Source organism: Streptomyces sp. NPDC048291 (assembly GCF_043201715.1).
In the GTDB taxonomy this organism is placed as follows: Bacteria; Actinomycetota; Actinomycetes; order Streptomycetales; family Streptomycetaceae; genus Streptomyces.
Genome location: NZ_JBICZC010000009.1, coordinates 128,840 through 151,139, shown reverse-complemented (window position 1 = coordinate 151,139; position 22,300 = coordinate 128,840). Strand labels below are relative to the sequence as shown.

Genomic DNA, 22,300 nt, shown 5'->3' with positions numbered 1-22,300 from the left:
CGCGAGCCGGAAACAGGGTGTGATCGACCGCCCCCGAAAGCCTGGTAGTGTTTCCTCCGTCGCCGCGAGGGAAACCCGCACGGAACAACTCGCACGACAGACACCTTGTCCGGGTGGCGGAATGGCAGACGCGCTAGCTTGAGGTGCTAGTGCCCTTTATCGGGCGTGGGGGTTCAAGTCCCCCCTCGGACACCACGAAGAAAATCACGAAGAAACACGAAGAAACCCCTGCTGCGCAGGGGTTTCTTGGTTTTGGAGCGGTGTCGGGGCAGAGCGCGGGCGGCCACCTCGCGGGTGGACGCCGCTCTCTCAGCCGAGGCCGTCCAGGCCGCCTATTCGGCCCTCACGGAGGACCACGGCGGAGGTGAACGCGCGGAGCGTGGCGCGGTCCAGCAGGAGCGCGGGCCCGTCGGGCCGCTTGCTGTCGCGGACGGCGACCGTCGCCTCGTCGACGATCCCGCATTCCACGCAGTCGGACTGTGATGCGGACGCCGAGGACTTCCACCAGGACACCGGCAGAGTCGACGCGTCGTCAACGTGCTTCATTCGCTATTCGTTCTTCCTTATCTGGGTGATCAGTTCCACCGACGCCTCGACGGACTCGGCGGCAGACGTGAGGCGTTGCCACGCGGCCCGGTGCGTGGAGACCCGATCACGTTCCTCGATGTACAGGGCGGAGGTCAGCCCTTCCTGGTGGACGACGTCCAGGTCCGTGTGCGGACCGAAGCCCAGGATGCTGAAGGTGCCGGTGAGCCCGGCGTGCAGGGGAGCGTCCGATCTCAACACCTGGATGTTGATGTTCGGGCGCCGCCCCATCGTAAGCAGGCGCCCCAACTGCTCGTACATCAGGGCGGGATCCTCGGTGGTGGAGCGCAGGGCCTGTTCGGAGACGATCGCCCAGAGCGCCAGCGGGTCGCTGTCCCGGGTGAGGACGGCCTGGCGTGCCAGCCGTACCTCGACGAGCGCGTCGACCCGTGCCTCGACCGCCTCGGACATGGCGGTCGCCCGGATGATCTCGCGGGCGTACTCGGCGGTCTGGAGCAGTCCGGGGACCATGCCCAGCTGCCAGGTGGAGACCGTCTCGGCCTCCGCCTCCAGGCTGATCAGGTCCTCGTACACCGGGGTGAGGACACCCCGGTACGAGTGCCACCAGTCGCGCCGGCCGCCCTCCTTGGTGAGGGTGATCAGGGCCGCGCGCAGCTCGTCGCTGACGTCGCGGCCGAGTTCGCCGTACAGGTGGAGCAGCGCCTGGATGTCCGCTGCCTTGGGGGCCGTCTTGCCGGTCTCCATCCGGGAAAGCTTGGAGGAGACGAACGCGCCCTCGGAGTGCTCGGCGACCTCGTCGAGGGTGAGTTCGCCGCGCAGTTCGCGCAACTTCGCACCGAGCCGTCGCCGGCGCACCGTGGGCGTGCTCACGGATTCCCCCTTCTCTCCGGTGAACTGCCCGACAGTCTGCCCGTGCCGCCCCGACCCCCGCCACCGGCTGACGACTTGTGCCGCAAGTCTCTCGACTCGATGCGCAATATTTCACATCCGGTGGGACGTATTGCGATCGACTGTGCCGTGAAGGCACCATGAATGCGGGAAATACGACAGCGACCGCACTCGCATGGCGAACTACCGTGCCTGCGTTGGGACATGCCCGTGAGGGGATGCACATGATCGAACGCCAGCGGAGCACCACGACCGAACCCCGCCCCCTGCAAGTCGCCCCGCCGCCGGTCCTGTTACTGGCCAGCGAGCCTCAGTCGGCCAAAGCCGCCCGGCTGTTCGTGAGCGACTTCATCGCGCACCACACCCCCGACGCCTCCCGCGACCACATCGACGCGGTCGCCCTGGTCACCTGCGAGCTGGTCACCAACTCCCTGCGCTACGAGACCGACCCGGACGACCCGGTCCGGCTCCTCATCGACACCGACGGCTCCCGGACCCGGGTCGAGGTGCACGACCCGCTGGGCCGCCATCCCCGACTGAGGCCCATCTCGGTCGAACGGGACCGCGGGCGCGGCCTGCTGATCCTCGACGCGCTCTGCTCGGGCCGCTGGGGTGTGGGCAACCTGCCCTGGGGCAAGTCCATCTGGGCCGAGGTCAGCGCCGTGTGACACCCGGCGCCCCGTGACGTCTCCTCCGCCCCCATGGCGACGGCCGGTTCCGCGGCGATCTCTCCCCCCTCTTCGCCGCCGGGCCGGCCGTTGTCGTACGGGCCGCCGGACACATGGAGTTGGCCTGCCTCACGCTGTGTGGCCCATCTCTCGCCGTGCACGGAGAATCCCTGGTCAGGAGTGTCTTAGGATTCAAGGGACTGCTCCGAACGGCTGCCTTCGGGTGGCCGCGAGATGAACGGGAGCCTAGCGTCGTACTAATATTTCCGGCTTGTTACCTAGCCGGAGCCGGACAACCCCAGGCAGACCTGCGGGCCCGCCGGCACCCCGGAGGTTCCGGGAACGAGACGCGAGGACCGGATGGCAGCGATTGACGAGAGCAGTGCTCTCGGCCTGCTCGACGATGAGATCCGCGAGGAGTTCGGGGACACGGCACGATTCTCGGCCGGGGCGGCGGCCTCGCCGCGCACCCTGGTGGACGTCTTCGAGGCGACGGTTCGGGCACACCCCGACGAGCCCGCGCTGGACGACGGCACCACCCAGCTCACCTACCGCGCGCTCGCCATAGAGGTGGCGCGGCTGCGGCGGCGGCTGGCCGAGGCCGGCATCGGGCTCGGCGACCGCGTGGGCGTCCGGGTGCCGTCCGGGACCAACGACCTCTACATCGCCGTGCTCGGCGTGCTCGCGGCCGGCGCCGCCTACGTGCCCGTCGACGCCGAGGACCCGGACGAGCGGGCCGCACTGGTGTTCGGCGAGGCGGAGGTGGCGGCCGTCCTCGGCGAGGGGCTGCACATCGACGTACGCCACGAGTCCGAGAAGCCCGCCGGCCGGCCCGGCGCCGAGCACGACGCCTGGATCATCTTCACCTCCGGTTCCACCGGCAAGCCCAAGGGCGTCGCCGTCACCCACCGCAGCGCCGCCGCCTTCGTGGACGCCGAGGCCGCGCTCTTCCTGACCGAGGAGCCGATCGGCCCCGGCGACCGGGTCATGGCGGGCCTCTCGGTGGCCTTCGACGCCTCCTGCGAGGAGATGTGGCTGGCCTGGCGCTACGGCGCCTGCCTGGTACCCGTGCCGCGCTCCCAGGTGCGCTCCGGCGCCGACCTCGGCCCCTGGCTGGTCGAGCAGGAGATCACCGTCGTCTCGACCGTGCCCACCCTGGCCGCGCTCTGGGAGCCGGAGACCCTCAACGACGTCCGCCTCCTCATCTTCGGCGGCGAGGCCTGCCCGCCCGAGCTGGCGCAACGGCTGGTGACCGAGGGCCGCGAGGTCTGGAACACCTACGGCCCCACCGAGGCCACCGTCGTCGCCTGCGCCGCCCTGATGACCGGCGAGGAGCCGATCCGCATCGGGCTGCCGCTGAACGGCTGGGAGCTCGCCGTCGTGGACGACTCGGGCGTGCCCGTGTCCCTGGGCGAGAGCGGCCAGCTGGTGATCGGCGGGGTCGGCCTCGCCCGGTACCTGGACGCCGAGAAGGACGCGGAGAAGTACGCGCCGCTGGAGTCGCTGGGCTGGGAGCGGGCGTACCGCAGCGGCGACCTGGTGCGCGCCGACCGCGAGGGGCTGGTGTTCCTCGGGCGTGCCGACGAGCAGATCAAGCTCGGCGGCCGCCGGATCGAGCTGGGCGAGGTCGACGCGGCTCTCCAGGCGCTCCCCGGTGTCGCGGGCGCCGCGGCGGCCGTACGGACCGCGCGCAGCGGCAACCAGCTCCTGGTCGGCTATGTCGTCACCCAGGACGGCTGGGACCACGCGGCGGCCGTCGAGAAGCTCCGCACCGAGCTGCCCGCCGCCCTCGTCCCGCTCCTCGCGCCGGTCACCGAGCTGCCCACCCGCACCTCCGGCAAGGTCGACCGCAACGCCCTGCCCTGGCCCCTGGAGGGCCTGGAGACCGGCGGCCCGGCCGAGCAGCTGTACGGCACCGAGGCCTGGGTCGCCGAGCAGTGGACCGAGGTCCTCGGCATCCCGGTGTCCGGCGCCTCCGACGACTTCTTCGCGATCGGCGGCGGCAGCCTGTCCGCCGCCCAGCTCACCACCCGGCTGCGCACCCGCTACCCGAGCGCGGCCGTCCTCGACATCTACCAGCAGCCGGTGCTGCGCAAGCTGGCCCGCCGGCTGGAGGAGTCGGTGCAGGACGACGGCACCGAGCGCACCATCGCGCCGGTGCCGCGCGGCGCCCAGCTGGTGCAGCTGCTGCTCCTGCTCCCCCTGTTCACCCTCCTCGGGCTGCGCTGGACGGTGGTCCTCGCCGCGCTCGGCAACGTGCTCGGCGGCTACGGCTGGCTGCCCACCGCGCCCTGGTGGCTGGTCGGCCTCGGGGCCCTGGCCCTGTTCACCCCGCCCGGCCGGATCACGGTCGCGGCCGGTGGCGCGCGGCTCCTCCTGCGGGGCGTGAAGCCCGGCACGTATCCGCGCGGCGGCTCCGTCCACCTGCGGCTGTGGGCGGCGGAGCGGCTGGCCGAGTTCGCCGGGGCGACCACGCTGACCGGGTCCTGGCTGGAGCGGTACGCGCGGGCGCTCGGCGCCAAGATCGGTCCCGAGGTGGACCTGCACTCGCTGCCGCCGGTCACCGGCCTGCTCAGGGTCGGGCGCGGTGCGGCCGTCGAGTCCGAGGTGGACCTGTCCGGCTCCTGGCTGGACGGCGACCGGCTGGTGATCGGCCCGGTCCGGATCGGCGCCCACGCGGTCGTCGGCACCCGCAGCATGCTCTTCCCGGGCGCCCGCGTCGGCAAGCGCGCCGAGGTGGCCCCCGGCTCGGCGGTCACCGGGCAGATCCCGACCGGCCAGCGCTGGGCCGGCGCCCCCGCGGTCAAGCTGGGCAAGGCCAAGCGGAACTGGCCCAAGCACCGGCCGCAGCGCGGCACCCACTGGCGGGTGATGTACGGCCTGACCGGCCTCGGGCTCAGCGCGCTTCCGGTGCTCTCCGGTGCCGCCGCGCTGCTGGTCGCCGGGCGTTTCGTGGCCCCCGGCGACGGCCTGGCCGAAGCACTGCGGGGCGCGGCGGTCGCGCTGGTCCCGGCCACGCTGGCCTTCGGGCTGGCGTACGCGCTGCTGATCCTGGTCTCCGTACGGCTGCTGAGCCTCGGGCTGCGCACCGGCACGTACCCGACGCACAGCAGGACCGGCTGGCAGGCGTGGACCGTGTCCCAGCTGATGGACCGCTCCCGCGAGACCCTGTTCCCGCTGTACGCGGGCCTGGTCACGCCGGTGTGGCTGCGGCTGCTCGGGATGCGCATCGGGCGCGGGGCCGAGGTCTCGACCGTGCTCGCGCTGCCGAGCCTGACGACGGTCGGCGAGGGCGCGTTCCTGGCCGACGACACGCTGACCGCGCCGTACGAGCTCGGTGGCGGGTATGTGCGGATAGGGCGTGCTGAGATCGGGCGGCGGGCGTTCCTCGGGAACTCCGGGATGACCGCGCCGGGCCGCAGCGTGCCGGACGGCGGTCTGGTGGGCGTGCTGTCGGCGACCCCGAAGAAGGCCAAGAAGGGCACGTCGTACCTGGGGCTGCCGCCGGTGAAGCTGCCGCGCAGCGCGGCCGACGGCGACCAGAGCCGGACGTACGAGCCGCCGGCCCGGCTGCTGTGGGCGCGGGCCCTGGTGGAGACCTGCCGGATCGTGCCGGTGCTGTGCTCCGTGGCGCTGGCCGGGCTGACGGTGGCCGCGCTGTGCGCGCTGGGTGCCTGGGCGCCGCTCCTGTCGGGGCTGGTGCTGCTCGGTGCCGGAGCGGTCGCCGGCCTGGTCTCGGTGCTGGCCAAGTGGACGCTGGTCGGGCGGCACCGCAGCGGGGAGCACCCGCTGTGGAGCTCGTTCGTGTGGCGCAACGAGCTGGCGGACACGTTCGTCGAGGTGCTGGCGGTGCCGTGGCTGGCCGGTTCGGTGCCGGGTACGCCGGTGATGACGGCCTGGCTGCGGGGCCTCGGCGCCCGTATCGGCAAGGGCGTCTGGGTGGAGAGCTACTGGCTGCCGGAGACGGATCTGGTCACACTGGAGGACGCGGCCACCGTGAACCGCGGCTGTGTACTGCAGACTCACCTCTTCCACGACCGGATCTTGCGGACGGATACTGTTGTTCTCCGTGAGGGCGCCACACTGGGTCCTGGCGGGATCGTGCTGCCCGGCAGCACGATCGGGGCCCGTACGACCCTGGGGCCCGCGTCGCTCGTCATGGCGGCGGAGTCGGTTCCCGACGACACCCGCTGGCTCGGCAACCCGATCGAGGCATGGCGTCCCTGAGCGCGGACCGTCCGGTGGTGGCCGCGGGCATCGGCGCACCGAGGGACGGTTCGAGCACAGCGCAGGGAGCGAACGCGGAAGTGTCAGTGCAGCAGTCAGCGGGTCCGGACCCGTACTTCCCGGACAACGGCGATTCCCGGTACCGGGTGCATCGCTATGAGCTCACGCTGGACTACCGGCCAGGACCCAACCGACTGTCCGGCGCGGTCCGGATCAACGCCATCGCGGGCCGGGCGGCCCTGGGCGAGTTCCAGCTGAACCTGGCCGACTTCAAGATCGGCCGGATCCGGGTGGACGGCCGCCAGCCGCACTGGACGCACCGGGGCGGCCGGCTGCGGGTCAAGCCCGCGAAGCCGCTGCGCGCCGGGGCCGCCTTCACCGTGGAGATCCACTGGTCGGGCAACCCGAAGCCGGTGAACAGCCCGTGGGGCGGGATCGGCTGGGAGGAGCTGACGGACGGCGCGCTGGTGGCCAGCCAGCCGATCGGCGCGCCCTCCTGGTTCCCGTGCAACGACCGGCCGGCCGACAAGGCGTCGTACCTGCTCTCGGTCACCTGCCCGTCGGCGTACTCGGTGGTGGCCGGCGGCCGGCTGCTCACGCGGACCACGAAGGCGTCCACGACGACCTGGGTGTACGAGCAGGCGGCACCGACGTCGAGCTATCTGGTGAGCCTCGCGATCGGCAAGTTCCAGACGGTGCTCCTCGGCGACCCGGGCTTCGGCGGGATCCCGATGCACGGGCACATACCGGCACAGCTGCTCCCGGAGTTCTCCCGGGACTTCGCGCGGCAGCCCGCGATGATGGACCTGTTCCAGCGGCTGTTCGGGCCGTACCCGTTCGACGAGTACGCGGTGGTCGTCGCCGACGAGGAGTTCGATGTCCCCGTCGAGGCACAGGGGTTGTCGCTGTTCGGCGCCAACCACGTGGACGGGGCGCGGGGTTCGGAGCGGCTGGTCGCACACGAGCTGGCGCACCAGTGGTTCGGCAACAGCGTGTCCATCGCCGACTGGCGGCACATCTGGCTGAACGAGGGGCTCGCCAAGTACGCGGAGTGGCTCTGGTCGGAGCGGTCCGGCGGCCGTAGCGCGCAGCAACTGGCCGCCATCGCGCACCGGATGCTCTCCGGGCTGCAGCAGGACATCCGGATCGCCGCCCCGGGCAAGAAGTCGATGTTCGACGACCGGCTCTACGAGCGGGGCGGGGTGACGATCCACGCGGTCCGCTGCGCGCTCGGCGACGAGCGGTTCTTCCACATGCTGCGGGCGTGGGCGGGGCTGCACCGGGGCGGGTCCGTGACGACCGCGATGTTCACGGCCCACGTCAACCGGTTCGCGGACGAGCCGCTGGACGGTCTCCTGGACGCCTGGGTGCACCGCACGGCGCTGCCCGCGCTGCCCACCCTGGCCGTCCCGGCGCGTCCGGCCCAGCCGCCCACCAACGCCGAGTCGGCGTAGGGGGGCGGGTCCGTGGCAGCGAAGCGCTCCCGGCAGCGGCGCTCCCCGTCCTGTCCGTGCGGTCTCGCGGAGACGTACGAGAACTGCTGCGGCCGGTTCCACCGCGGCGAGGCGGCGGCGCCGACCGCGGAGGCGCTGATGCGTTCGCGCTACAGCGCGTTCGTCCGGCTCGACGAGCCGTACCTGCTGCGCACCTGGCATCCCCGGACCCGGCCTGCCGGGCTCGACCTGGACCCCGGGATGCGGTGGACCGGCCTGGAGATCCTGGCGGCGGCCGAGGGCTCGCCCTTCCACGCCACCGGCACGGTGACCTTCCGCGCCTCGTTCCGGGACGGCTCGCTGCTGGAGCGCAGCAGGTTCGAGCGGGTAGACGGGGCCTGGGTGTACCTGGACGGGGAGTTCCCGGAACAGTAAGGCCGAGCAGTAGGGCCGCGGCGGCGCTACGGAGCCAGGATGTCCAGTTCCTGGAGGGCGCCAGCGGTGATCTCGCGGGTCAGCTGTTCCGCGCGGGGCGCGTCGCCCTCGCGGACCGCCTCCGCGAGCTGGACATGGAGGGTGACGGCGGCCGGGTCGGGGTCCTCGAACATGACCTCGTGCTGGGTACGGCCCGAGAGGACCTCGGCCACGACGTCACCGAGCCGGGCGAACATCTCGTTGCCCGAGGCCGCCAGGATCACCCGGTGGAAGGCCACGTCGTGGAACAGGTACCCCTCCAGCTCGTGGCCGCGTGAGTGGGCCACCATGCCGAGGGCGCACTCGGTGAGCTCGGCGCACTGCGCGGCCGTGGCGTGCCGGGCCGCCAGGCCGGCCGCGACCGGCTCGATCGCCGAGCGCAGCACGGTGAGCGAGCGCAGCTGGTGCGGGCGGTCGGCGCCGGCCAGGCGCCAGCGGATGACCTGCGGGTCGTAGACGTTCCACTCGGCCTTGGGGCGGACGGTGACGCCCACCCGGCGGCGGGACTCGACCAGGTGCATGGATTCGAGGACCCGGACCGCCTCGCGCATCACGGAGCGTGACACCTCGAAGTGCTGGGCGAGTTCGTCGGTGCGCAGAACGCTGCCCGGCGGGTACTCGCCCGCGGTGATGGCGGGGCCGAGGGCGTCCAGTACTCGGCCGTGCAGGCCCCGGCCCGGTGTGCTCATGCACTCAGCGTACCGAGTGGATCACTGGGCCAAAAAGTCAGACTTATTTGTCACAGACTCTTGAATTCGTCGTACCTAATGGGTTTCAGTGAGGCCGACACCGGATGTCGTACGCCGGTGTCGCTCATCGTGGAAGGACAGCGAGGCAGTGATGCGGACCCCTCACGTCGTCGTGGTGATGGGCGTCGCCGGCACGGGCAAGACCACGATCGGTCCCCTGCTCGCCGCCCGGCTCGGCGTCCCGTACGCCGAGGGCGACGACTTCCACCCGCCGGCCAACATCGCCAAGATGTCGGCCGGTCACCCGCTCGACGACGCCGACCGGTGGCCGTGGCTGGACGCCATCGGCGCCTGGGCGCACGGGCGGTCGGGACTCGGCGGGGTCGTCAGCAGCTCCGCGCTGAAGCGGTCGTACCGCGACCGGCTCCGGGCCGCGGCCCCCGGCATCGTGTTCCTGCACCTGACCGGCGACCGGCGGCTCATCGAGGACCGGATGTCGCACCGGCAGGGCCACTTCATGCCGACCGCGCTGCTGGACTCCCAGTTCGCCACGCTCCAGCCGCTGGAGGCGGACGAGCCGGGTGTCGCCGTGGACGTCTCGGGCGGCCCCGAGGAGATCACCGCCCGGGCCGTACGGGCGCTGGACGCGCTGCCCGACCTCACCCCGCAGTAACTCCCCCTTATCCCTCCCCCGTCATCGCAAGGAACCCCCGTGACCAGACTCAGTGTCGAGATGCTGGCAGCGGACACCGTCGCGCCCATCACCTCGGCCGGACACGCCCGGCTCGGTATCGCCGTCCTGCTGGGCTTCGCCGTCATCGTCCTGCTCATCACCAAGTTCAAGCTGCACGCCTTCCTGGCGCTCACCATCGGCTCGCTCGCGCTCGGCGTGTTCGCCGGGGCGCCGCTCGACAAGGCCATCACCAGCTTCACCACCGGGCTCGGCGCCACCGTCGCCGGCGTGGGTGTCCTGATCGCGCTCGGGGCGATCCTGGGCAAGCTGCTGGCCGACTCCGGCGGCGCCGACCAGATCGTCGACACGATCCTCGACAGGGCCGGCGGCCGGGCGATGCCCTGGGCGATGGTGCTGATCGCCTCCGTGGTCGGGCTGCCGCTCTTCTTCGAGGTCGGCATCGTGCTGCTGATCCCGGTGGTGCTGATGGTCGCCAAGCGCGGCAACTACTCCCTGATGCGCATCGGCATTCCGGCGCTGGCCGGTCTGTCCGTGATGCACGGCCTGGTGCCGCCGCACCCCGGCCCGCTGGTCGCGATCGACGCGGTCCACGCGAACCTGGGCGTGACCCTGGCCCTCGGTGTGCTGGTCGCGATCCCGACCGTGATCATCGCCGGCCCGCTGTTCTCGAAGGTCGCCGCCCGCTGGGTGGACGTGCAGGCCCCCGACCGGATGCTCCCGCAGCGCCCGTCCGAGGAACTGGAGAAGCGCCCCGGCTTCGGCGCCACCCTCGCCACCATCCTGCTGCCGGTCGTCCTGATGCTGTCCAAGGCGCTGGTGGACATCGTCGTCGACGACCCGGCGCACACCGTCCAGCGCGTCTTCGACGTCGTCGGCTCCCCGCTGATCGCGCTGCTCGCGGCCGTCATCGTCGGCATGTTCACGCTGGGCCGGCCGGCCGGGTTCTCCCGGGACCGGATCTCGCAGACCGTCGAGAAGGGGCTCATGCCCATCGCCGGCATCCTCCTCATCGTCGGCGCGGGCGGCGGCTTCAAGCAGACGCTGATCGACTGCGGGGTCGGCCAGATGATCCTGGAGGTCTCCAAGGACTGGTCGATCCCGGCCCTGCTGCTGGCCTGGCTGATCGCGGTCGCGATCCGGCTGGCGACGGGTTCGGCGACGGTGGCCACGGTGTCGGCGGCCGGCCTGGTGGCCCCGCTGGCGGCCGACATGTCCACCGCCCACACCGCCCTCCTCGTCCTGGCCATCGGCGCGGGCTCGCTGTTCTTCAGCCACGTCAACGACGCGGGATTCTGGCTGGTCAAGGAGTACTTCGGCCTGTCCGTCGGCCAGACCCTCAAGACCTGGTCGGTCATGGAAACGATCATCTCGGTGGTCGCGGGCGGCCTGGTGCTGCTGCTGTCCCTGGTGATCTAGGGGCAGGACGGGAAGGGAGTCCGACGGTGCGGCCGGTGCGGCACCGCCGGACTCCGCCGTCTCGGCTGATCGCCGTTGCGGCGGGATGGCCATTGCGGCGGGATGAGGGGGCGGCGGCTTCCGCAGTTCTCCTCGCCGCAACGGCGATCAGCCACGACGGTGGTGTCCGGCGGTACCGGATGTGCCGTCGGAGTGCTGCGGGCGGGACGCACAAGTCCCGCTCTACTCTCCGCCGCAACGGCGATCAGCCACGACGGTGGTGTCCGGCGGTGCCCGAGACGCCGTCGGCATGCGTTCGGCGGCGTCTCGCGGCTACGGCCGCCACAGCGGATGCTCGCGTTTGGCCCATTCGCGGCTTACCGTGCCCGTGCGCAGGCCTCGTCTCGCCTCCGGGTCGCCGAGGGCCATGCCGACGTGGCCGGCGAGGACGATGCCGATGGTGAGGGCCAGCCAGTCGTGGACGAAGGTGGCCGAGGTGCGCCACATCAGCGGGGTGAGGTGGGTGAACCACATCAGGAGACCCGTGGCGAGCATGACGAGGGTGGCGCCGGCGATCCAGTTCGCGTAGATCTTCTGGCCGGCGTTGAACTTGCCCGCCGGGCGCGAGGACGGGCGCTTGTCGCGGCTCAGGGCGGCGGCCAGCCACAGCTTGTCGTGGGGGCCGAAGCGGTTCAGGAAGCCGAGGTCCCTGCGGAAGGCGCGGGAGGCGAGGCCCAGGACGACCGGGACGGGCAGGGCGAGGCCCGCGCACTCGTGGATGCGGACGACCAGTTCCCGGCGGCCGACGAGGATCGCCAGCTGCGGGATGTAGAGGCAGGCGGCCGTCGCGACGCACAGGCCCATCAGCAGCGCCGTCGTGCGGTGGATCCAGCGCTCGGCCGGGGTGAAGCGGTGCAGCCGGTCCGTGGCGGCCGGCGCCTCAGTTCGTAGGCTCATCGTCACGTCCGTTCGAACGGCCGACCCAGGCGTCGACGTCGTAGCCGAGCCTCTCCCAGTAGCCCGGTTCGACCTTGTCAGTGACCGTGATGCCGGAGAGCCACTTGGCCGATTTGTAGAAGTACATGGGGGCGACGTAGAGGCGGACCGGGCCGCCGTGGTCGTGGGTGATGGCCTTGTTCTGCATGCGCAGCGCGACCAGGACGTCCGGCCGGCGCGCCTGGTCGAGGGTGAGGCTCTCGGTGTAGGCGCCGTCGAAGCAGGTGAAGTGGATCGCCTTGGCGGTGTCCCGGACGCCCGCGAGGTCCAGCAGGTGGGAGAGGCGGACGCCCGAGAAGGGGGTGTCGGGGACCCGCCAGCCGGTCACGCACTGGACGTCCTTGACCAGCCGGGTCTGCGGCAGGGCCCGCAGCTCGTCCAGGGTGTACGTGTTCGGCTTGTCGACGAGCCCGTCGATCTTCAGCTGGTAGTTCGCGGCGGTCTTGTCCGGCACGGACCCGGTCACCGAGTAGTACCGGAAGCCGCCGCCGTTCGGGAGCAGGCCGGTCAGACCCGTGGGGTCCTTGCCGGAGAACGCACCGAGCACCGTGTCGGTCATGCGTTGCAGCACCGGGGCGGTCACCAGGCCGAGCGCGCCGAGACCGATGGTGCCGAGGAACACCCGGCGGCCGACCGGGGTGCCCTCCTCGGCGCGCCGCGGCTCCTCGGACTGTTCAGAGTTCACGCATTCATTCGAACACCGTCGGGGCGTGTTCGGCCACGGAATCCGGCGGCCGTAAGGAATCCACAACCTCTTCTCATGAATGTCCCGTCAGCCTCCCCGCGTCCGGTCCCGGGCCGCCCGGAACGCCTCGCACGGGTCGCGGTCCGGGTACGACCAGGGTGCCGTGGTGGCATGGCGGCCGATCCGCTGGAACAGGGCCGCGGCCTCGGCGTACCGGCCGGCGCCGAAGGTGGCGTGGGCGAGGTGGTTGAGGTCGAGGTAGCGGCGGGGATGCTCCTCGATCCCCCACTCCAGCCACCAGTCGAAGGCGGCGCCCAGGGCGCGCAGCGCCGACGACTCGGTCCAGTGCCCGGCGGCGGCCGGGTCGGCGGGGGCCCGGCCGGTGGCGGCCAGCACCCGGTGGCGTTCGGTGTACGCGACGACCGGCAGGACGGCGAGCGGGGAGTCGGCCGGGGCCTCGGCCGCCGCGCGCTCCGCGAAGGCGCACAGTTCGTACGTGCCGTGGGCTTCGGTCTCCGCGATCCGGGCCGCCATCAGGTGATGGGCGTGGTGGTGCTCGGGGTGCCGGCGGCGCACCTCGGCGAAGGCGCGGCGCGTCTCCTCGTCGGTGCCCAGGCGGCGGGCGAGCAGCAGGAGGCCGAGCCAGGGGGTGGGGTCGGCGGGGGCGAGCGCGGCGGCACCGGCGCAGGCCTCGCGGGCCCGCTCCGGCTCCTCCTTGCCGCGCAGGGCGCGCCGGACCAGGGTCAGGGCGTACAGGGCGGCGGCACCGGCGGAGCCGGGCTCGGCAAGCAGCCACTCGCGGGCCCAGGCGATGGCGTAGGGCTCGCGGGCGAGGACGGTGACCCGGTGGCCGCGGCGGTCCCAGTCCTCACCCGTGTGGAGCAACAGGGAGCGGGCCGACTGCCAGCGGCCCTGGGCCAACGCGGCTCGCGCGGAGATGAGTTCGGCGTCGCCGAGGGCGTCGTCGGGACAGTGCTCGCACCCGGGGTGCGCTGTCGCGCGGGGAGCTTCGGCGACGGCCGGGCCGGGGCCGGTGAGGGCCGGGCCTGGGCCTAAGAGGGGCGGGGTTGGGGGCACCGCGGAACTTCCTGGTTGTCGGGCTGCCATCGGCCGATCACGCACAGCAAACCCCCAGCCAAGACTTTGCGTCAAGCTGAACGGGGCTCGTACTCTGTTCAACTACCCTGTGAGAAGCGGAACTTGACGCGCGCCTGGGCCGGGTTGGCGTACGGTGGCCGTGGGGCTCAGGGTTCCGGTTGTGGCGTACGCCATGGCGCGGGCCGCCCGGGCGTCGGACCATGGCCGTAGGGTCCCGCCGCCGCCCCGATCCGCCCACCGTGACCGACCCCGGGCGGCGTGACCGAGTCAACCGCCCGGTTCCGGGTACTCCGGAGCAATCCCCACCGGGGAGCGCTACAGTCGGCCACTACGCACTCCGTAGCCCGGCCGCAGATCGAGGTACGCAGCGTGTCCGTTCTGGTTCTGATTCTCGCCGTGAGTGCCGCCTGTTGCCTGGGCTTCGGGTTCGTACTCCAGCAGAACGTCGCCCAGAAGGCACCGCTCAGCGACTTCCTGTCGCCCCGGCTGCTGCTCGACCTGATGCGGGTGCCGCGCTGGCTCGGCGGCATCGGCCTGATGGTGGCCGGCATGATCCTCGGCGCGGTCGCCCTCGGCAAGGGCGAGATCTCCCTCGTCGAGCCGCTGCTCGCGACGAACCTGCTGTTCGCCCTCGCGCTCTCCCGGCACCAGACCAGGCATCCCCTCAGCCACCAGGGCTGGGCGGGCCTCATCCTGCTCGCGGGCGGGGTGACCACGTTCATCCTGGCGGGCCAGCCCCACGGCGGCGACGCCGTCACCAACCCGGCGCGCCACTGGCTGATCATCGGCGTGACGGTCGGCATAGCCCTGCTCCTGACGACCTACGCCAAACGCTCCCGGCTCAGCTCGGGCCCCACCCTGCTCGCCCTCGCCGCCGGCCTGCTCTACGGCGTCCAGGACGCGCTGACCCGGGTCACCGGCACCCGGTTCTCCGAGGGCGGCATCATGGAGGTGCTGACCGGCTGGCAGCCGTACGGCGTGCTGGTCCTCGGGGTCACCGGGCTGATCCTCGTGCAGAGCGCCTTCGAGACGGCCGAGCTGCGCAACTCGCTGCCCGCGCTCACCGCGGCCCAGCCGCTCGCCGGGATCCTCTGCGGGGTCGGCTTCCTCGGGGACAAGCTGCGCACCGACACCGGGGCGCTGGCCTGGGAGGCGGCGGGCCTCGCGGCGATCGTGGCGGGCATCGTGCTGCTCGGACTGCATCCGGCGATGCCGCGCGGTACGGCGCCCAAGGAGCCCTCGCTGGACCTCCAGCCGCGCTGACGCCGACGGCCGGCCGCCTGCTTGGATGGCGGCATGAGCGCTGCTGACGAAATCCTCGACATCGTCGACGAGAACGACCAGGTCATCGGGCAGTCCCCGCGCGGCGAGGCGTACGCCCGCGGCCTGCGCCACCGCTGCGCCTTCATCCTGGCCCGCGACGCCGCCGGCCGCGTCTTCGTGCACCGCCGCACCGCGACCAAGCTGGTCTTCCCCTCCCTGTACGACATGTTCGTCGGCGGTGTGGTCGGCGCGGGCGAGTCCTACGACGACGCGGCGCTGCGGGAGGCCGAGGAGGAACTGGGCGTGAGCGGTCTCCCCCGGCCGACGTTCCTCTTCAAGTTCCTCTACCGCAACGATGTCGGGCACAGCTGGTGGTCGGCGGTGTACGAGGTGCGCTGCGAGCTGCCGGTGCGGCCGCAGGTGGAGGAGGTGGCGTGGCACGCCTTCCTGACCGAGGAGGAGCTGGTGTCACGGCTCGGGGAGTGGGAGTGGGTGCCGGACGGGCTGGCGGCGTGGGAGCGGCTGCGGGTCCATCGGGGCTGAGGTCGGGGGGTGGGGACGCTCACCGGCGCTTGCCGGGTGCCGCCGCGAAGAAGCCGCGACTGCGGCGCCCCGTGAGGGGCGCGGGGAACTGCGCGACCAGCCCCCACGCACCCGCAGCCGAACGACCACGGCGACCCCCCGGGTAGGCTTCCTGCACGTGATCGGATTCGCGCGGAACGTCCGCCTGTGGTTCGCCCCCGAGGCCGTGCGGCAGGAGGGCACGACCCCCGACTACCGTTTCTCCCTCGCCAACGAGCGGACCTTCCTCGCCTGGCTGCGCACCGCCCTCGCCCTCATCGGCGGCGGCTTCGCCGTGGACCAGTTCCTGCCCGACCTCGGCCGCGGCTGGCGCATCGGCCTCGCCCTCGCGCTCCTCGCCGCGGGCGTCCTGTGCTCGCTGCGCGCCGTGAACCACTGGATGCGCTGCGAGCGGGCGATGCGGCGCGGCGAGGACCTGCCGGTGTCCCGGTTCCCGGCGCTGCTGAGCGTGGTCATCGCGGTGGTCGCCGTCGCGATGGTCGTCGTCGTGCTCGTCGGGTGGGAGGGGTGACGGAACCGGCCCGCGACCCCGGGCTCCAGCCGGAGCGGACGCGGCTGGCCTGGCGCCGTACGACCCTGTCGGCGACGGTCGCCGCCATACTCGCGGCGAAGACCGCGCTGCACGGCAGCACCTCGGCCGCCGGCGTCGTCGCCTGCGCCGCCTGCTGCGTGCTGTGGCTGGGTTTCCTCCTGGTCGCCCACCGCCGTATCCGCGCCCTCGCGGTCACCGGCCGCCCCTCGGCGCTCACGCCCCGGCAGGCGGCCGGGGCGGTGCTGTGCACGGTCGCCGTCGCCCTGTGCGCCGCCGCACTGGTCGTGTAGCCACTGCGCCCGGCGCCCCGGCTCAGCCCTCCTCCGGCCAGTCCACGGTGACCACCACCTTGCCCCGGGTGTGCCCCTCCTGGCTGCGGCGCTGCGCGTCGGCCGCCGCCTTCAGCGGGAACGTCTCGGTGACATGGACGGTCAGCGCGCCCTGTTCCGCGAGCGCGGTGAGCCGGGTCAGGTCCCCGGCGTCGGGCCGCGCCCAGCAGTAGCGGCCCCCGAAGTCGACGACGTCCGGGTCGGCGATCGAGGCCATCCGGCCCTCGGGGGCGAGCAGGTTCGCCGAGACGGTCAGGGCCTCCCCGCCGACGGTGTCGAAGACGGCGGCCACGCCCTCCGGGGCCAGTCCCCGCACGCGTTCGGCCAGGCCCGGTCCGTAGGCCACCGGCTCGCCGCCGAGGCCCCGGACGAAGTCGTGGTTGCGCTCGCTCGCGGTGCCGACGACCCGGGCGCCGAGGTGGGCCGCGATCTGGACGGCGAGGGAGCCGACCCCGCCGGCGGCGGCGTGCACCAGGACCGTCTCGCCCCGCTTGACCTCCAGGGTGTGGACCAGCACCTGGTAGGCGGTGAGGCCGGCCAGCGGCAGCCCGGAGGCCTGTTCGAAGGTGAGGTTGCGCGGCTTGCGGGCGAGGGTGCGCACCGGGGCGGCGACGTACTCGGCGAGGGTGCCCCGGGAGAGGAAGTCCTCGCGGACGTAGCCGATCACCTCGTCGCCGACCGCGAACTCGGTGACGGCCTGGCCGGGCTGGACGACGACGCCGGAGACGTCCCAGCCGGGGATCACCGGGAAGACGGGGTCCAGGATGCCGTGCAGATGGCCCTCACGGCACTTCCAGTCGACCGGGTTCACGGCCGCCGCCCGGATCTTCACCAGCACCGAGTCGGGGCCGACCTTCGGGTCCTTGACCTCGCCGTACTCCAGCACCTCGGGGCCGCCGTACCGGCTGTAGCTGATGCCTTTCATGCAAATGACCCTCCGGGGTACTCGGACGCCACGCAACCGGGATGCCCGCATATGCGCAGTTCGCGTGGCAGCCTGTCCGTCGGCATCACGCCGCACTCCCCCTCGAAGAACCCACACCCCTGAACCCGCACCCCTGAACCCGCACCCCCGAAGGCGAGCACCATGACCACCCTTCACCAGGAACACACCGCGCACGGCCACAGCCACGGACCGGGCTGCGGGCACGACCAGGTGCCGCACGGCGACCACGTCGACTACGCGCACAACGGGCATCTGCACCGCGAGCACAGCGGCCACTGGGACGAGTGCGAGCCCGACGGGCACGTCACCCACGAGGCCCACGAGCACCGGCACGGCGAGGGCTGCGGGCACACCGGCGTCCTGCACGGCGACCACGTCGACTATCTGCACGACGGCCACAGGCACGCGGAGCACAACGGCCACTGGGACGACCACTGAGCCGTCCCTCACCCGTGGCGGCCCCCGCCCTGCGCGCGCGGGGAGCCGCCACGCGGCGTTCGGGCCGTAGGGTGGTCCCGGTCACGTTTGGCTCGCGCGCTGGACGACATACCGACTGGTCGGCATCATGAGTCGGGTCCTGTTCGTTCGTTCGTAGGAGCGATGCATGAGCCCCGACCACCCGCCCGGACTCGACCTCGACCGGCTGCGCGGCCTGCTCGACCGCGAGCGCCCCGGCCTGGTGAGCGGTCCGCTGACCGGAAGGCTGATCGAGGGCGGACGGTCGAACCTCACCTACGCGATCTCCGACGGCGCCTCGGACTGGGTCGTACGACGGCCGCCGCTGGGCCACGTCCTCGCCACCGCGCACGACATGAAGCGCGAGCACCGGGTGATCAGCGCGCTGTACCCGACCGAGGTGCCGGTGCCGCGCACGGTGCTGCTGTGCGAGGACGACGACGTCCTCGGCGCGCCGTTCTACGTGATGGAGTTCGTGGCGGGCACCCCGTACCGCACCTCCGAGCAGCTCGCCCCGCTCGGCCCCGAGCGCACCCGCAACGCGGTGCTGTCCCTGGTGGACACGCTGGTCGAGCTGCACGCCGTGGACCCCGCGGAGGTGGGGCTCGCCGACTTCGGCCGCCCCGAGGGCTTCCTGGACCGCCAGCTGCGCCGCTGGGGCAAGCAGCTGGACGCCTCCCGCAACCGGGAGCTGGCCGGCATCGACGAACTGCACGCGACCCTGGGCCGCCGCCTGCCCGACTCCCCCGCGCCCACCGTGATCCACGGCGACTACCGCCTCGACAACGTGCTGATCGGCGACGACGACCGGATCAAGGCGATCCTCGACTGGGAGATGTCCACGCTCGGCGACCCGCTGACCGACCTGGGCCTGCTGGTGATGTACAGCCTGCCGCTGGGCACGCCGGACTCGCCGGTGTCGACGACCGCCGAGGCGCCGGGCCACCCGGACCCGCGGGAGCTGGTCGAGCGGTACGCCGCCCGCTCGGGGCGGGACGTCTCGCACATCTCCTGGTACACGGCGTTCGCCTGGTTCAAGCTCGCCGTGATCCTGGAGGGCATCCACTACCGGTACACGCTGGGCCAGACGCTCGGGCAGGGCTTCGACCGCATCGGCGAACTCGTCCCCGTCTTCATCGACCACGGACTGACCACTCTTCAGGAAGGCTGACCGGCCATGGACTTCGCGTTCGACGCGCGCACCGAGGAACTGCGCGCCAAGCTGCTCGCCTTCATGGACGAGTACGTCTACCCGGCCGAGCCGGTCGCCGAGGAGCAGCGCGCCGCGCTCGCCTCGCCGTGGGACACCCCGGCCGTGGTCGGGGAGCTGAAGGCCGAGGCGCGCAGGCAGGGCCTGTGGAACCTGTTCCTGCCCGACGCCGAGTACGGCGCGGGGCTCACCAACCTCCAGTACGCGCCGCTCGCCGAGATCACCGGCCGCTCCCCGCACCTGGCGCCCACCGCGCTGAACTGCGCGGCGCCGGACACCGGCAACATGGAGGTGCTGGCCCAGTTCGGCGACGACGCGCAGAAGAAGCAGTGGCTGGAGCCGCTGCTTGCCGGTGAGATCCGCTCGGCGTTCGCCATGACCGAGCCGGAGGTGGCCTCCTCCGACGCCACCAACATCACCACGCACATCGAGCGCGACGGCGACGACTACGTCATCACCGGACGCAAGTGGTACATCTCCGGGGCGATGAATCCGGACTGCAGGATCTTCATCGTGATGGGCAAGACCGACCCGGAGGGCAGCGACATCCGGCGCCAGCAGTCGATGGTGCTGGTCCCGCGCGACACCCCGGGCGTCACCGTGAAGCGGGCGATGAAGGTCTTCGGCTACGAGGACCACTCGCACGGCGGCCACGCCGAGGTGGTCTTCGACCACGCGCGCGTGCCGGTGACGAACCTGGTCGGTGAGGAGGGCGGCGGCTTCGCCATCGCCCAGGCCCGGCTCGGCCCGGGCCGTATCCACCACTGCATGCGGCTGATCGGCATGGCCGAGCGGGCGATCGAGCTGATGTGCCGCCGGGCCGTCTCCCGCGAGGCGTTCGGCAAGGCGCTGGCCCAGCAGGGCGTGGTGCACAACTGGATCGCCGACGCCCGGGTGACGGTCGAGCAGCTGCGGCTGCTGGTCCTCAAGACGGCCTGGCTGATGGACACCGTCGGCAACCGGGGCGCCCACGCCGAGATCCAGGCCATCAAGATCGCCACGCCGCGTGCGGTCGTCGACATCATCGACCGTGCGATCCAGCTGCACGGCGCGGGCGGCGTCAGCCAGGACTTCCCGCTGGCCGACCTGTACGCCGGGGCCCGCACGCTGATGATCGCCGACGGCCCCGACGAGGTGCACCAGCGGTCGCTGGCGCGCCGGGAGCTGAAGAAGTACCTGTAGCCGACGCACGGTTCGGGGCCGGGGCGGGCATCCTGGAGGCCCGCCCCGGCCCTTCGCGTGTACTCGTGCAGGTGCACCGTCTCGTGCTCGCTCAGCGCGATGTACTCGCCGTCGGTCACCGGCGGGCCGAGCAGCCGGACGTCCGCAAACACGTCTGTCAGGCCGGCGGGACTATGCGCGTGCACGTGCCGCCCCCAGGGGCCCTCCGGCCCCGGGAGCCGCTCGTGGGCCGGCATCTCGGCATGGCCGGCGAAGCCGGCGGCGTCCCGGACACCGAGCATGTCGGCCTCTACCAGCTCCACCGCGGTTTCCTCGCCGGGCGTTTCGCGTCCTTCGACGAGCTGCCGGACCAGGACCAGCGGCGCCGGCTGCCGCGCTTCCAGCAGGACAACCTGCGCGCCAACCCGGACATCGCGGCCCGGGTCCGCGAGGTCGCCGACCGGATCGGCGCCACCCCGGCCCAGGTCGTCCTCGGCCGGCTGGTCGCCCAGGGGCCGCAGGTCGTCCCGATCCCGGGCACGAAGACCCCGAAGTACCTCGTGGACAACGCGGGCGCCGCGGACGTCCGGCTCTCTCCGGCCGACCTCGCCGACCTGGACGCGATCCCGGCGCCGGCCGGCGCCCGGTACTGAGGGGCGGCGGCTACTTGAGGATCTGGAGCAGCCGGTCCGCCAGGATCGTGGCCGAATGGGGGTTCTGGCCGGTGATGAGGTTGCGGTCCTCGACCATGTAGGGCTCCCAGACCGGTCCGCGGCTGAAGTCGATGCCGACCTTGTCCTTCAACTCGGTCTCCAGCAGCCACGGTGCCCGGGAGGCCAGCCCGACGCCTTGCTCCTCCTCGTCGGTGAAGCAGGTGACGCGGTAGCCCTCGAAGGGCGACTTGCCGTGGATCCTGGTGGCGAGGATGGAGGCGGGGGCGTGGCACACGATCGCGAGTGGCCTGCCGGAGGCGAGCTGGGCGGTCAGCAGCCGGCCGCAGTCGGCGTCGAACGCCAGGTCCGCCATGGGGCCGTGGCCGCCGGGCAGGTACACCGCGTCGTAGTCCTCCAGGCGGATGTCCGAGAGCTTCAGGGGCCGCCGCATCACCTCGGCGGAACGGATGATCGCCTCCAGTTCGAGGGCCATCTCCTCACCGCCGGCCATCGACGGCCGCAGGCTCATCATGTCGACGTTCGGGGTGACGCCCCCGGGCGTGCCGACCACGACCTCGTGACCGGCCTCGGTGATCTTCTTGTAGGGCATGGCGAACTCTTCGGCCCAGTAGCCGGTCGCGTATCTGGTGCCGTCCTTGAGAACCCAGTAGGTCGCCCCGCTGACGATGAAGAGGACTTTCGCCATCGCACTCGGTCTCCTTCCCCCCGAGTCGGCTCGTAGAGGAATTCAGCCGTTCCAGCCTAGGCACATCAGGGGCGCAGTGCCCGCAGCAGCAGGTCGGCCAGGTGGTCGGCGACCTCCTGGGGAGTCATGGGGCCGTCGGGGCGGTACCAGGTGGACAGGTGGTGGACCGAGCCGAAGTGGTAGTCGACGACGAGGTCGGCCGGGGTCGCGGTGGAGAAGACGCCCTCGCGCTGGCCCTCCTCGACGAGCGCGCGGAAGCGTTCGTGGTAGCGCCGGCGCTCGGCGCGCACCTGCTTGTTCTTCTCCGGGCTCAGGTGGTGCATGGATCTGAAGAAGATCATCGCGTCGTCGAGGTTCTCGATGGTCGTGACGACCACGTCCGCCGCCGCGCCCCGCAGCCGCTTCTCGATCGGCTCGTCCGCGTTCGCGAAGGCGTCGAGCCGCTCCTGCTGGACGCGCAGCACGCGCGCGTACACCTCGTGCAGGAGGTCGTCCTTGGAACCGAAGTAGTGGTACAGCGCCCCCTTGGTGACGCCGGCCGCCTCCACGATCTCCTGCACGGAGGTGCGGTCGTACCCCTGCTCCGCGAAGAGCCGGGTGGCGGCGGCAAGAAGCCGCTGCGGAACAGGAGCCCCGTCTCCGTCCGTCGTCCTGGGCACTGCCGCCACC

Annotated in this window: 23 protein-coding genes and 1 tRNA gene; 15 read left to right on the top strand and 9 right to left on the bottom strand. The window is 72.1% G+C overall.

What is annotated here, in order from left to right; translation table 11 throughout:
• Nucleotides 1–107: 107 nt before the first annotated feature.
• Nucleotides 108–195 (top strand) — tRNA-Leu (locus tag ACGF5O_RS24760).
• 114 nt (nucleotides 196–309) lie between these two features.
• Here the strand turns inward: ACGF5O_RS24760 and ACGF5O_RS24755 are convergent.
• Nucleotides 310–546, bottom strand: coding sequence for a DUF397 domain-containing protein (locus tag ACGF5O_RS24755; protein WP_393812062.1), 237 nt, complete (start codon nucleotides 544–546; stop codon nucleotides 310–312).
• A 3-nt stretch (nucleotides 547–549) separates the two neighbouring features.
• Complete coding sequence (locus ACGF5O_RS24750; RefSeq protein ID WP_362594304.1) at nucleotides 550–1,416, bottom strand: helix-turn-helix transcriptional regulator; 867 nt, start codon at nucleotides 1,414–1,416, stop codon at nucleotides 550–552.
• Between the two features lie 242 nt (nucleotides 1,417–1,658).
• Between ACGF5O_RS24750 and ACGF5O_RS24745 the strand changes: the two genes are divergently transcribed.
• From ACGF5O_RS24745 to ACGF5O_RS24730, 4 genes are all read left to right on the top strand, one after another.
• Nucleotides 1,659–2,102 carry an ATP-binding protein gene (locus ACGF5O_RS24745; RefSeq protein ID WP_362594306.1) on the top strand — a complete coding sequence of 148 codons (444 nt, stop codon included), beginning with the start codon at nucleotides 1,659–1,661 and terminating at the stop codon, nucleotides 2,100–2,102.
• Between the two features lie 360 nt (nucleotides 2,103–2,462).
• A complete protein-coding gene (locus ACGF5O_RS24740) occupies nucleotides 2,463–6,329 on the top strand; it encodes a Pls/PosA family non-ribosomal peptide synthetase (RefSeq protein ID WP_393812061.1) in 3,867 nt (1,288 codons plus the stop codon).
• 80 nt (nucleotides 6,330–6,409) lie between these two features.
• The gene (locus ACGF5O_RS24735; RefSeq protein ID WP_393812060.1) at nucleotides 6,410–7,783 is read left to right on the top strand and encodes a M1 family metallopeptidase; all 1,374 of its coding nucleotides are present in this window, start codon (nucleotides 6,410–6,412) and stop codon (nucleotides 7,781–7,783) included.
• A gap of 12 nt (nucleotides 7,784–7,795) precedes the next feature.
• A complete protein-coding gene (locus tag ACGF5O_RS24730) occupies nucleotides 7,796–8,197 on the top strand; it encodes a YchJ family protein (RefSeq protein WP_393812059.1) in 402 nt (133 codons plus the stop codon).
• A gap of 26 nt (nucleotides 8,198–8,223) precedes the next feature.
• On the opposite strand, the gene ACGF5O_RS24725 is transcribed toward ACGF5O_RS24730, so the two are convergent.
• The gene (locus ACGF5O_RS24725; protein ID WP_393812058.1) at nucleotides 8,224–8,925 is read right to left on the bottom strand and encodes a FadR/GntR family transcriptional regulator; all 702 of its coding nucleotides are present in this window, start codon (nucleotides 8,923–8,925) and stop codon (nucleotides 8,224–8,226) included.
• Between the two features lie 151 nt (nucleotides 8,926–9,076).
• Here ACGF5O_RS24725 and ACGF5O_RS24720 point away from each other — a divergent pair, with 151 nt between their 5' ends.
• Complete coding sequence (locus tag ACGF5O_RS24720) at nucleotides 9,077–9,598, top strand: gluconokinase (protein ID WP_393812057.1); 522 nt, start codon at nucleotides 9,077–9,079, stop codon at nucleotides 9,596–9,598.
• A gap of 39 nt (nucleotides 9,599–9,637) precedes the next feature.
• Nucleotides 9,638–11,035, top strand: a complete 1,398-nt coding sequence (locus ACGF5O_RS24715) for a GntP family permease (protein ID WP_393812056.1) — start codon at nucleotides 9,638–9,640, stop codon at nucleotides 11,033–11,035.
• 312 nt (nucleotides 11,036–11,347) lie between these two features.
• Here ACGF5O_RS24715 and ACGF5O_RS24710 read toward each other — a convergent pair whose 3' ends face one another.
• The 3 genes from ACGF5O_RS24710 to ACGF5O_RS24700 all read right to left on the bottom strand — a co-directional run bounded on the left by ACGF5O_RS24710 (nucleotide 11,348) and on the right by ACGF5O_RS24700 (nucleotide 13,772).
• Complete coding sequence (locus tag ACGF5O_RS24710) at nucleotides 11,348–11,971, bottom strand: cytochrome b/b6 domain-containing protein (RefSeq protein ID WP_393812055.1); 624 nt, start codon at nucleotides 11,969–11,971, stop codon at nucleotides 11,348–11,350.
• Complete coding sequence (locus tag ACGF5O_RS24705) at nucleotides 11,955–12,695, bottom strand: molybdopterin-dependent oxidoreductase (protein WP_393812054.1); 741 nt, start codon at nucleotides 12,693–12,695, stop codon at nucleotides 11,955–11,957. The genes ACGF5O_RS24710 and ACGF5O_RS24705 overlap by 17 nt, the downstream gene beginning before the upstream one ends.
• 87 nt (nucleotides 12,696–12,782) lie before the next feature.
• The gene (locus ACGF5O_RS24700; protein WP_393812053.1) at nucleotides 12,783–13,772 is read right to left on the bottom strand and encodes a hypothetical protein; all 990 of its coding nucleotides are present in this window, start codon (nucleotides 13,770–13,772) and stop codon (nucleotides 12,783–12,785) included.
• A 390-nt stretch (nucleotides 13,773–14,162) separates the two neighbouring features.
• On the opposite strand from ACGF5O_RS24700, the gene ACGF5O_RS24695 reads away from it, so the two are divergent.
• From ACGF5O_RS24695 to ACGF5O_RS24680, 4 genes are all read left to right on the top strand, one after another.
• Nucleotides 14,163–15,056, top strand: a complete 894-nt coding sequence (locus tag ACGF5O_RS24695; RefSeq protein ID WP_393812052.1) for a DMT family transporter — start codon at nucleotides 14,163–14,165, stop codon at nucleotides 15,054–15,056.
• Between the two features lie 33 nt (nucleotides 15,057–15,089).
• Complete coding sequence (locus ACGF5O_RS24690; protein ID WP_393812051.1) at nucleotides 15,090–15,599, top strand: NUDIX hydrolase; 510 nt, start codon at nucleotides 15,090–15,092, stop codon at nucleotides 15,597–15,599.
• A 157-nt stretch (nucleotides 15,600–15,756) separates the two neighbouring features.
• Complete coding sequence (locus tag ACGF5O_RS24685) at nucleotides 15,757–16,149, top strand: YidH family protein (protein WP_393812050.1); 393 nt, start codon at nucleotides 15,757–15,759, stop codon at nucleotides 16,147–16,149.
• Nucleotides 16,146–16,460, top strand: coding sequence for a DUF202 domain-containing protein (locus tag ACGF5O_RS24680; protein WP_393812049.1), 315 nt, complete (start codon nucleotides 16,146–16,148; stop codon nucleotides 16,458–16,460). Before ACGF5O_RS24685 ends, ACGF5O_RS24680 begins: the two co-directional genes overlap by 4 nt.
• Nucleotides 16,461–16,482: 22 nt before the next feature.
• On the opposite strand, the gene ACGF5O_RS24675 is transcribed toward ACGF5O_RS24680, so the two are convergent.
• The gene (locus ACGF5O_RS24675; RefSeq protein WP_393812048.1) at nucleotides 16,483–17,424 is read right to left on the bottom strand and encodes an NADP-dependent oxidoreductase; all 942 of its coding nucleotides are present in this window, start codon (nucleotides 17,422–17,424) and stop codon (nucleotides 16,483–16,485) included.
• Between the two features lie 162 nt (nucleotides 17,425–17,586).
• On the opposite strand from ACGF5O_RS24675, the gene ACGF5O_RS24670 reads away from it, so the two are divergent.
• The 4 genes from ACGF5O_RS24670 (at nucleotide 17,587) to ACGF5O_RS24655 (ending at nucleotide 20,925) form a co-directional block, all read left to right on the top strand.
• Nucleotides 17,587–17,883 (top strand): hypothetical protein, encoded by a 297-nt coding sequence (locus tag ACGF5O_RS24670; RefSeq protein ID WP_393812047.1) that lies wholly within the window; start codon nucleotides 17,587–17,589, stop codon nucleotides 17,881–17,883.
• Nucleotides 17,884–18,049: 166 nt separating this feature from the next.
• Nucleotides 18,050–19,072 (top strand): phosphotransferase family protein, encoded by a 1,023-nt coding sequence (locus ACGF5O_RS24665; protein ID WP_393812046.1) that lies wholly within the window; start codon nucleotides 18,050–18,052, stop codon nucleotides 19,070–19,072.
• A gap of 6 nt (nucleotides 19,073–19,078) precedes the next feature.
• Nucleotides 19,079–20,293 carry an acyl-CoA dehydrogenase family protein gene (locus tag ACGF5O_RS24660; protein ID WP_393812045.1) on the top strand — a complete coding sequence of 405 codons (1,215 nt, stop codon included), beginning with the start codon at nucleotides 19,079–19,081 and terminating at the stop codon, nucleotides 20,291–20,293.
• Between the two features lie 224 nt (nucleotides 20,294–20,517).
• A complete protein-coding gene (locus ACGF5O_RS24655; protein WP_393812044.1) occupies nucleotides 20,518–20,925 on the top strand; it encodes an aldo/keto reductase in 408 nt (135 codons plus the stop codon).
• Between the two features lie 10 nt (nucleotides 20,926–20,935).
• Here the strand turns inward: ACGF5O_RS24655 and ACGF5O_RS24650 are convergent, their stop codons facing one another.
• Both ACGF5O_RS24650 and ACGF5O_RS24645 read right to left on the bottom strand, forming a co-directional pair.
• A complete protein-coding gene (locus tag ACGF5O_RS24650) occupies nucleotides 20,936–21,631 on the bottom strand; it encodes a type 1 glutamine amidotransferase domain-containing protein (RefSeq protein ID WP_393812043.1) in 696 nt (231 codons plus the stop codon).
• A gap of 65 nt (nucleotides 21,632–21,696) precedes the next feature.
• A complete protein-coding gene (locus ACGF5O_RS24645; RefSeq protein ID WP_351703894.1) occupies nucleotides 21,697–22,290 on the bottom strand; it encodes a TetR/AcrR family transcriptional regulator in 594 nt (197 codons plus the stop codon).
• Between the last annotated feature and the right edge of the window lie 10 nt (nucleotides 22,291–22,300).